Source organism: Burkholderia sp. RS01 (genome assembly GCF_039748055.1).
In the GTDB taxonomy this organism is placed as follows: domain Bacteria; phylum Actinomycetota; class Actinomycetes; order Actinomycetales; family Micrococcaceae; genus Arthrobacter.
Genome location: NZ_JBDLAK010000019.1, coordinates 99568 through 108161, shown reverse-complemented (window position 1 = coordinate 108161; position 8594 = coordinate 99568). Strand labels below are relative to the sequence as shown.

5 protein-coding genes are annotated in these 8594 nt (G+C 67.5%); 4 read left to right on the top strand and 1 reads right to left on the bottom strand.

Annotation, left to right across the window (positions count from 1 at the left end):
* The first annotated feature begins 430 nt into the window (after positions 1 to 430).
* Positions 431 to 880, top strand: a complete 450-nt coding sequence (locus tag ABFP37_RS17160) for a hypothetical protein (RefSeq protein WP_347034293.1) — start codon at positions 431 to 433, stop codon at positions 878 to 880.
* Here the strand turns inward: ABFP37_RS17160 and ABFP37_RS17155 are convergent.
* Positions 839 to 4273, bottom strand: a complete 3435-nt coding sequence (locus ABFP37_RS17155; protein ID WP_347034292.1) for a DEAD/DEAH box helicase — start codon at positions 4271 to 4273, stop codon at positions 839 to 841. The two genes, ABFP37_RS17160 and ABFP37_RS17155, sit on opposite strands and share 42 nt — an antisense overlap.
* Before the next feature lie 178 nt (positions 4274 to 4451).
* Here ABFP37_RS17155 and ABFP37_RS17150 point away from each other — a divergent pair, with 178 nt between their 5' ends.
* The 3 genes from ABFP37_RS17150 to ABFP37_RS17140 all read left to right on the top strand — a co-directional run bounded on the left by ABFP37_RS17150 (position 4452) and on the right by ABFP37_RS17140 (position 8495).
* Complete coding sequence (locus tag ABFP37_RS17150) at positions 4452 to 5303, top strand: hypothetical protein (protein ID WP_347034291.1); 852 nt, start codon at positions 4452 to 4454, stop codon at positions 5301 to 5303.
* 209 nt (positions 5304 to 5512) lie between these two features.
* The gene (locus tag ABFP37_RS17145; RefSeq protein ID WP_347034290.1) at positions 5513 to 7261 is read left to right on the top strand and encodes an Ig-like domain-containing protein; all 1749 of its coding nucleotides are present in this window, start codon (positions 5513 to 5515) and stop codon (positions 7259 to 7261) included.
* Positions 7262 to 7466: 205 nt separating this feature from the next.
* Positions 7467 to 8495, top strand: coding sequence for a LacI family DNA-binding transcriptional regulator (locus ABFP37_RS17140; protein WP_347034289.1), 1029 nt, complete (start codon positions 7467 to 7469; stop codon positions 8493 to 8495).
* Positions 8496 to 8594 lie beyond the last annotated feature (99 nt).

Here is an 8594-nt window from a genome sequence, read left to right as displayed (position 1 = left end):
GGGCATTACGGTGGATCATGAAGACCTCTTAGTCGTTGGCTGTGTGTGGTAACCACCAACCTAAGAGGTCTTCACCTATTCACGATGTAACCAACGTCCTGACTCAGTACAGCTAGGGCGTTGGCCGCCGTCGCGCGGCGGACGGCCCGCGGTATCTTGGCCGGGGCGGCGGGCTGCGTACTCCGGGAAATTTTCGGGTAGTTCCGGCCCGGAAAGACGGGTAGCTGCCTCGCGTGACTTGAGCACGCGGCCGGCCGTTGAATGGTCCTGGCAGGCAACGATCCAGATCGGCGGCGGGGGGCAACACCATGACCGGTTCAAGAGATCCGGCTGCGCCCGGCCAGCGGTTCACGGCGGCCGGTCCTGAAGCGGCCGGTCCTGCGGCGCCAGTTCCTGAAGCGTCCGGTCCTGCACCGTTCGGGAACGGGCCATGAACGCCGGGCTGGCATCGGCCGTGCAATTCGCGGGCTCGCTGCCGGGTTCTATACTGCTGACCCTGGGCCAAGCGCTCGTGGTCGTGTGCGCCTGCTTCGACATGGTCCGGCTGCTCTCGGTGCCTCGTTCTCACCGCCGGTACCTGGCTAACACGGTGTTCAGGACCCTCGCGCCGCCGTCGATCCTGTTCACGGCCATCAACGTGCTGATCGCCGCAGCGCGCGGCGCCTGGCCCGACGTCACTGCCGGGATGTTCGTGCTGGTGGTCGTGACCTACCGCTGGCGCACCGACAACGACGAGGACAACTGGTGGAAGGGCAAGGGCAAGGCGCTGGGCCGGTGGATCCGGACGCGGGCCGCGCTCCCGCCCGTGGCGTCGCCGGCCGCGGCGTACTCGCCGCCGTCAGTCGTTGAAGAGCCCCGCCAGGTCCTCGGCCGTCAGTGAACCGCCGGAGAGCGCATCGCCCTCCATGACGTCCGCGAAGAGCTGGGACTTCTTGGCCTTCAGGGCCATGACTTTTTCTTCGATGGTGTCCTTGGCGACCAGCCGGTAGACCATGACGTTCCGGGCCTGGCCGATCCTGTGCGTGCGGTCCACCGCCTGCGCCTCGGACGCCGGGTTCCACCACGGATCGAGCAGGAACACGTAGTCGGCCTCGGTCAGGTTCAGGCCGAAGCCGCCGGCCTTGAGGCTGATCAGGAACACCGGCGCCGCACCGTTCTTGAACTCGTTCACCACATCGGTGCGGTTCCGGGTGCTGCCGTCGAGGTAGCAGAACTCGATGTTCTCCTCCACGAGGCGCTCGCGGACCTTGCCCAGGAAACCCGTGAACTGGCTGAAGATCAGCGCGCGGTGGCCCTCGGCCACCAGGTCTTCGAGCTGCTCGAACAGTACGTCCAGCTTGCTGGACCTGACCCCGCTCAGGGACTCGTCCACCAGCGAGGCGTCCAGGCTCAGCTGCCGGAGCAGGGTCAGCGACTGGAAGATGGTGAAGCGGTTCTTGTTGACGTCCTCGATCAGGCCCAGGATCTTCTGGCGCTCGCGCTGCAGGTGGGTCTGGTACACCTTCTGGTGCCGCGGGTTCAGCACCACTTCCAGGATCTGCTCCTGCTTGGGCGGCAGGTCATGGATGACCTGCTCTTTGGTGCGGCGCATCATGAGGGGACGGACCCGACGGCGGAGCTTGTCCAGCTGCCCCTTGTCACCGTTCTTCTCCACCGGCTTTTGGTAATACTCGGCGAACCGCTTGGGGCTCGCGAACAGTCCCGGTGCCACAATCGAGGTCAGCGCCCAGAATTCCATGAGGTTGTTTTCCAGCGGCGTTCCTGTGATGGCCAGCTTGAAGCCGGCCGGCAGCTTCCGGGCGCACTGGTAAGCCTTGGACTGGTGGTTCTTCACGAACTGGGCCTCGTCCAGGACCAGTCCGGCCCAGTGCCGTGAGGCGTAGGCGTCGTAGTCGATCCGGAACAGCGCGTACGACGTGATGACCACGTCCGCGCCCGCCATCGCCTCGGCGGCGTCGGTCCCGCTTTTCGCAAACGTCTCGCCGATCGCACGCACCGTCAGTCCGGGCGCGAAGCGGGCGGCTTCGGCCTCCCAGTTGCCCACGACGCTCGTGGGGGCGACCACCAGGAAGGGAGTGCCGCCGTCGGGCGCTGTACCCGTACCGACGACGGACGGCGCCCCCTCAGCCGGCGGAGTCGCGCCAACCGGAGGGTGCTCCTTTGCGGCGCACATCAGGGCCAGCGCCTGCACGGTCTTGCCCAGGCCCATGTCGTCCGCGAGCACGCCGCCGAGCCCGTGCCGGTACAGGAAGCTCAGCCAGTTGTAGCCCTCCAGCTGGTACGGCCGCAGTTCCGCGTTCAGGGTGGCCGGCAGGGGCAGGCCGTTCACGCCGCCTTCCAGCAGCCCGCCCACCGCCTCGCGCCACGCTGCGGCCTGCTCGTCCACGATCCCCAGCTGCGCCAGCTCGTCCCACAGGCCCGCCTGGAAGCGGCTGATCTGCAGCGGGGCGTCCTTGTTGTCCTGAAGCTCGCGGGCCTCGTCGATCAGGGCGCGCAGCTGGTGCAGTTCCGGCAGGTCCAGCGAGAAGTACGCGCCGCTGGGAAGCAGCATGCGAGTCTGGCCCGCTGCCAGGGCGGAGAACAGCGCCGCGAAGGACACCGGCTGGCCCTCGAGGGTGATCACGATGCCGAGGTCGAACCAGTCCCGCTGGTCGGTCGCCTTCGTCGAAATCGCCACCACCGGAGCCTCGTCGGCCTCGCGGTAGTCCGCGATGTCGCCGGAGGTGTCCACGTCGACGCCGGGGGTGTCCCGGAGCCGGGGGAGGACCTCCTCGGTGAACGCAAGGGTGTCCAACCCGCTGAGTTCGGACGTGGCCGCGAGCCGCGGCGTGCCCCAGCCGCCGCTGGCCGATTCGCCGAGCTTCGGCACCACGTCCCACGGCTGGCCCACCGCTTCCAGGATCCGCGCCTCGGCGGGATCGTCGCGGTAGCCGTGATCGCCGGGGTGGCGCCACAGCGGCTGCGCGGTGACGAGGTTTCCGGATGTGTAATGCCACTCCCAGTGCAGCCGGACGCGGTGGTCCGCTCCGTAGTTGGCCAGCAGCGACAGCTTGGGCACGGCCAGGGTGGGCAGCTCCACCGATTCGTCGGCAGCAGTGACCCGGGCGGTCTGCTTGAGCTTGGGGTAGAAGCCGGTGAGGAAGCGGCCTTCGTCCCGCGCCGGGATATGCAGCGTGCTGCCCGCCGTCACGAACGTCAGGAGCTCCTCGCTGAGCCCGCTTTCCAGCGGGGCGAGCGTGATCACGGTGTCGGCGGCGACCCCCGGCAGCGCATCCCCGCCGGAGGTGAGGAAGATGCCGTGCGCCGGGCGTCCGATGGTACCCACCGACGCCGGGTCCACCTCGGCCCCTCCAACGCTGATGGTGGGCGCGAGCTCCAGCCCGCCGCCGTCGGGCGCGGTGCTGCCGAAACGGCCCAGGCTCAGGCCCACGGCGGCGGGATCGTCCGCGACCCGGACCGGCTCCTGCCCGCGGCTGTGGACCAAGGCGACGCCGATTTTCCTGGCCTCGGCCAGCAGACTCCACAGGTTCTTGCCGGCGAACGTGTTCATGCCCAGCCAGAGCGCGGAGGACAAGTGTGCCCTGTTCGCGGCGGCGGTGTGCGCGGCGAGGAAGGCCTGCATCCATTCCACATGGGCCTCGTTGCACTCACGGCGGAAATTCAGGTAGCTCAGGGTGTTCCAGGAGACGTCGCCGCGGATCCACTTGCCTTTGGCGCCCATGATCACGGGCCTGGCCTTGAGCTGGCGGACGCTGCGGAGGGGGTCCCTGCGCCCCGTGTAGGAGAAGTGCGGGGCGGGTTCCTCCACCTCGAACTGCAGGGCCAGCGGGATGCCGCCGGTGGACGGGGTGATGCCGGGCTGCGAAATCAGCGGGCTCAGGGCCTGTTCCCAGTCCGCGAGCTCGGGCTGCAGCGGCTCGCGGGATAACCGTGACACCTCGGACGGGGCCAGCAGTTTTACCCGGATCGCCGGGTTGTCCTCGGCGGCGAACAGCAGCGCCGCCACATGTTTGCAGTCCTTGCGGACAGGGCAGCTGCACACGCCCACCGTGCAGCTCCAGCCGCCGGCCTTCCGGACCAGCTTGGCGGTGGTCGAATACGGCACGTCTGATCCGCCGCGCACCTTGCCCAGCATCAGGCCGGTGGCGGCGTCGAAGGAAATCCCGGAGACGCGGCTGCCCATGGCATACGCGAGCCCGGCCGCGAGGGAGCGGTCGTTGATCGCGGGGGTCTGGATTGCCAGTGCCGCACTCTCGTCCGGTTGGGATGGCATGGTGCGCGCTACTTTCAGCAGGTCAAAAATCTGCAGGTTATCTGACCCATCTTAGTCAGCCGGCAGGGGCCCTGAAACTTCGCCTGACGTTCACCTGCCTCTCAACCCGCGGGCGGAGGCGGCGCGTACGTTGAAAGGGTCCTGAGCACCACCGGCTTTTCAGCAGTAAGGAATTCCCATGACTTCCAGCGAATACCCAGTCGTCCTGACCGTCGACGGCGCCAACGCCGGCAACGGGGAGGTTGTTGACGCCAACGTGACCGTGGTGAACACCATGTACCAGGAGCTGCTCAACTCCGAGGAAATCGCCCCCAACGCCCTGCGCAGCTTCTTTGTCGACTTCTACCTCGCCCAGTCGCTCGGCGGCGGGTTTGCGCAGTACGTGTTCACCGCACCGGAGCGCGAGGAAGTGGACGCCTACATCCGCGAAGGCCTCGAAGGGATGGGCGCCGCCGCCCACCTGGAGCTCTTCGACCGCACCGTGGAGGCCTTTGAGTCCCTGTCGGAGGAGGAAGAGGGGATCTACCTGGACGGCGAGTCCGACGACGACGCCGAGCTCCCGGAGGCAGTGCAGGCGATGGAAGACCTCGACGCCGAATTCGAGTCGCTGCTCGAAACCGAGGACATCATCGCGCTCAACGCGGCCTGGCTCCGGGCGCAGGAGGGCCTGCTGATCCTGAACGAGGACGAACTGACCGCCCACATCGCCAAGCGCGTCGCCCGGATCCCGGACCTCGAAGAACGGCGCGCCGAAGCCGAGGAGGAGGCACTGGAGAACGCCCCGGAATTCGAGGTCATCATCCGTGAACTCTGCGACATCGCCGGCTATGAGCTGCAGAAAATCACCATGGGCGACCCCAACTACGAGCACAACGGCGAGACGGTCCTGGCCTGGCACTTCAACACCGACCACGGCGACTTCGTCATGCTCGAGGAGGACGACGAGGCGTTCATGCTGAACCCCGTGACCAAGGAAATCGTGGCAGCCGTGGAGTTCGAGGAGCTGGACGAGGACCTGGTGGACGCCTAGCGCCGGGCGGCAGGCCGGCGTCGGGCGGTTCAGCCCGGCGGCGGGCTGCGGCGGCCCCCCTGAGGGGGGCCGCCGCGCGGGGGTTAAAGGTTTCCGCAGGGTCGCCTCCCGATACTGGCATCCACATCGGGCCATGGACCTGATGTGCATCACCGACGGGCTGGGGTTCAGCCAGGTGAAGTCTGGGGCCTTTGGAGGGGAGCTTTTCCATGAAATCTGCAAAAAATCGTCAGCGCTTGGCGGTCGCCATCACGGCCGGTGCGCTGGCCGCACTGGCCGTACCGACCGTGGCTGTTCCGGCGTTCGCCGTCGTCAACCCGGTGCCTGTCGCGCCGCACTCAATTATTGTTTTCCCGGTCCGGGACTTTGTCTCAGCAGACGGCTACGCGGCCACTGACCGGCCCACCATCCAGGTGCTGCGCGCCAACGCCGTCATCGGCACGGCATCCAACCTCACCCCGCAGGACGACCCCGGCACACCGGGCTTTGACGGGCTCGTGGAAGTGAACCACCCCGGCGGAGGATGCTGGGAAGGGGTCACCCCGGACATCCGCCCGGGTGACGTCGTGCGCGTTCTCACGGCGCCCGACGTCGGGGACCAGACTTCAACGGCCAACGTCACCGTCACGCAGCCGGCCACGAAGACCGCTGCCGGGACCGTGGTGATGAAGGGGACCGCAGTCGCCCCCGGCGGCGGGCAGATTCCCGTCGATCAGCTGGAGGCCAGGATCGTTGCGGGCAACCAGTCGTTCGCCCTCAACGGGAAGCGGACGCTCCGTGCCAGCTCCGCCGTCGGCGACGACGGCACCTTCGCCTATGACGGTCCGGGCCTCACCACCTGGACGGCAACGTGGAACGGGCTGACCGGCGTCGGCGCTGACGGCATTTCCGACGCGGACAGGGCATCGAACCCGACAAGCTCGCAAAGCCGCAGCCTGTGGCTCGGCGCCAATCCCGCGGTCGGCACCGAGATCACCATCTACGAAGACGGCGAGATCGCCGGTCCGTCCGCGCCCTGCACCGCGCCGCTTGCCAAGGGTCCGTCCGTTCCTGACCTGACCGCCGTCTCCGACACGGGCAGTTCCACCACGGACAACGTCACGCGCAGCACCACGCCCACCTTCACCGGAGCCGCCGCGCTGCCTGATGCCACTACCGTGAACCTCTACATAGACGGCATCGCCAGCGGAAGCGCAGCAGTAGCCGCAAACGGCAGCTACTCGGTCACGTCCAGCAGGGCCTTGGCCAACGGGCGCCACACCGTCACCGCCGGTGAAGTTGCGGGCGGTGGAACCGAGACCATGTCCGCGGCGGGCCTCACGGTCACGGTCGACACGGTGGCGCCGGTCCTCACGTCGAAGGTCCCGGCTGCCGGCTTCCTGGGAGCCAGCCAGTCCACCAACATCCTGGCAACCTTCAACGAACCGATCGCCGGCCTGAGCACGTCGTCGTACACGGTGAAGAACTCGGGCGGGGCGACCCTCGCGGCCGCCGTCAGCTGGAACGCGGCCACCCGGGTCGCCACCCTGAACCCGGCTGCGAATTTTGCCGCCGATGCCAGGTACACGGCGGGCCTCACAGCCGGAATCAGGGATCTCGCCGGGAACACGCTGGTCCCGACCTCCTTTGCCTTCACCACGGGCCCGCGCCCGGTGGTGACCGCGAAGTCGCCGGCAGCCAACGCGACGGGGGTCAGCCGCACGGCCAACGTCACGGTGACAATCAGTGAAAGGGTCACGGGTGTAGCCAACGGCACCTTCGCCCTCCGCAACGCCGCAACGGGGGCGCTTGTGAGCTACGCCGTCAGCTACAACGCCACCACCCGGGTGGCAACGCTGAACCCGAACGTGACATTGGCGGCCAACACGAGGTACACGGCCACGGTTTCCGCGAGCATCAAGGATGCGGGAGGCAACCCTCTCAGCGGACAGTCCTGGAGCTTCACCACAGGACGGTAGTACATCGAGACATCCGGCCCGGCGCCGCCCGAGAGGCAGCGCCGGGCCGGACCCATGCCCGCGCCGTGGAGCTGCCAATGTCCCCGCTGGTTGCGCCTGTCGAAACCCCGCGGACCACACCTTCCCAAGGTGACGCTTGACACATGCAAAACGTTTTGTGTATGGTATTTCACATCAAGCCCAAAACGTTTTGCAAAGGATGTCGATGACGACGCGAGTAGGGATACGCGAGGTGGCCAAAGCTGCCGGGGTCTCAGTGACCACTGTGTCGCACGCCCTGAACGAGGCCACCAGCTCGCGGGTCAAAGCCGAAACCCAGCAGCACGTACGGGACGTCGCCAGGAACCTTGGCTACGCCCCTAACCGGTTGGCCAGCGGACTGCGCAACCAGCGCTCCCAGATCCTGGGCCTGGTCAGTGACGAGATCACCACCACTCCGTTCGCCGGTGCCATGATCCGCGGAGCGCAGGACGCCGCCTACGAGCGCGGCTACGTGATGATGGTGGTCAACTCCGGCCTGGACAGCGAGCTCGAACACCGCGAAATCAGCATGCTTCAACAGCACCAGGTGGACGGCGTGGTGTACGCCAGGCTGTACCACCAGAGTGTGCAGCTCCCGGAGGAGCTGGCCGGCATGCCCACCGTGCTCCTGGACGCCGTCACCGAAGACCCTGCCGTCTCCTCCGTTGTCCCCGACGAGGTCAACGCCGCTGAAACCGCGGTTGAAGCCCTCATCCGGGCCGGCCACACGCGGATCGGCATGATCAACAACGTGGACGACATCCCTGCGACGCACGGCCGCCTCGACGGATTCCGCAACGCGCTCCGGCGCCACGGAATCGAGCACGATCCGAGGCACCTGGTCATCGGCGTGCCCGAGACCGCCGGCGGCCGTGAAGCCGCGCTGGAACTTCTCAGCCAGCCGGGACGTCCCACCGCGCTGTTCTGCTTCAGCGACCGGGTTGCCATGGGCGCGTACCAGGCAGCAACGGCGCTGGGGCTCCGCATCCCGGAGGACGTCTCCATCGTGGGCATCGACAACCTTGAGCTCATCGCCGGCTCCCTGTGGCCGGGGCTGACCACCGTGGCCCTCCCGCACTACGAGATGGGCCGCTGGGCAGTCAACCGGATCCTCGATGACATCGAGATTCCGGGCGCACCGGCCGAACAGGAACGGCTCACCTGCCCCCTCATTGAACGGGGTTCAGTGGGGCCGCCCCGGTCCGGGACCTAGCCCGGCAGTACCAACCGCCAACCGTTACACCACCCGGCGTCCGCACAAAAAAGAGACGCAGCCGTTGCACCGGCCGCGTCCCTTCCGGACCCCCGGGCC

Excerpts from the sequence above, each read along its gene's own strand:
- ABFP37_RS17140 (WP_347034289.1), top strand. The coding sequence starts at position 7,467 with ATGACGACGCGAGTAGGGATACGCGAGGTGGCCAAAGCTGCCGGGGTC.
- ABFP37_RS17155 (WP_347034292.1), bottom strand. The coding sequence starts at position 4,273 with ATGCCATCCCAACCGGACGAGAGTGCGGCACTGGCAATCCAGACCCCC.
- ABFP37_RS17150 (WP_347034291.1), top strand. The coding sequence starts at position 4,452 with ATGACTTCCAGCGAATACCCAGTCGTCCTGACCGTCGACGGCGCCAAC.
- ABFP37_RS17145 (WP_347034290.1), top strand. The coding sequence starts at position 5,513 with ATGAAATCTGCAAAAAATCGTCAGCGCTTGGCGGTCGCCATCACGGCC.
- ABFP37_RS17160 (WP_347034293.1), top strand. The coding sequence starts at position 431 with ATGAACGCCGGGCTGGCATCGGCCGTGCAATTCGCGGGCTCGCTGCCG.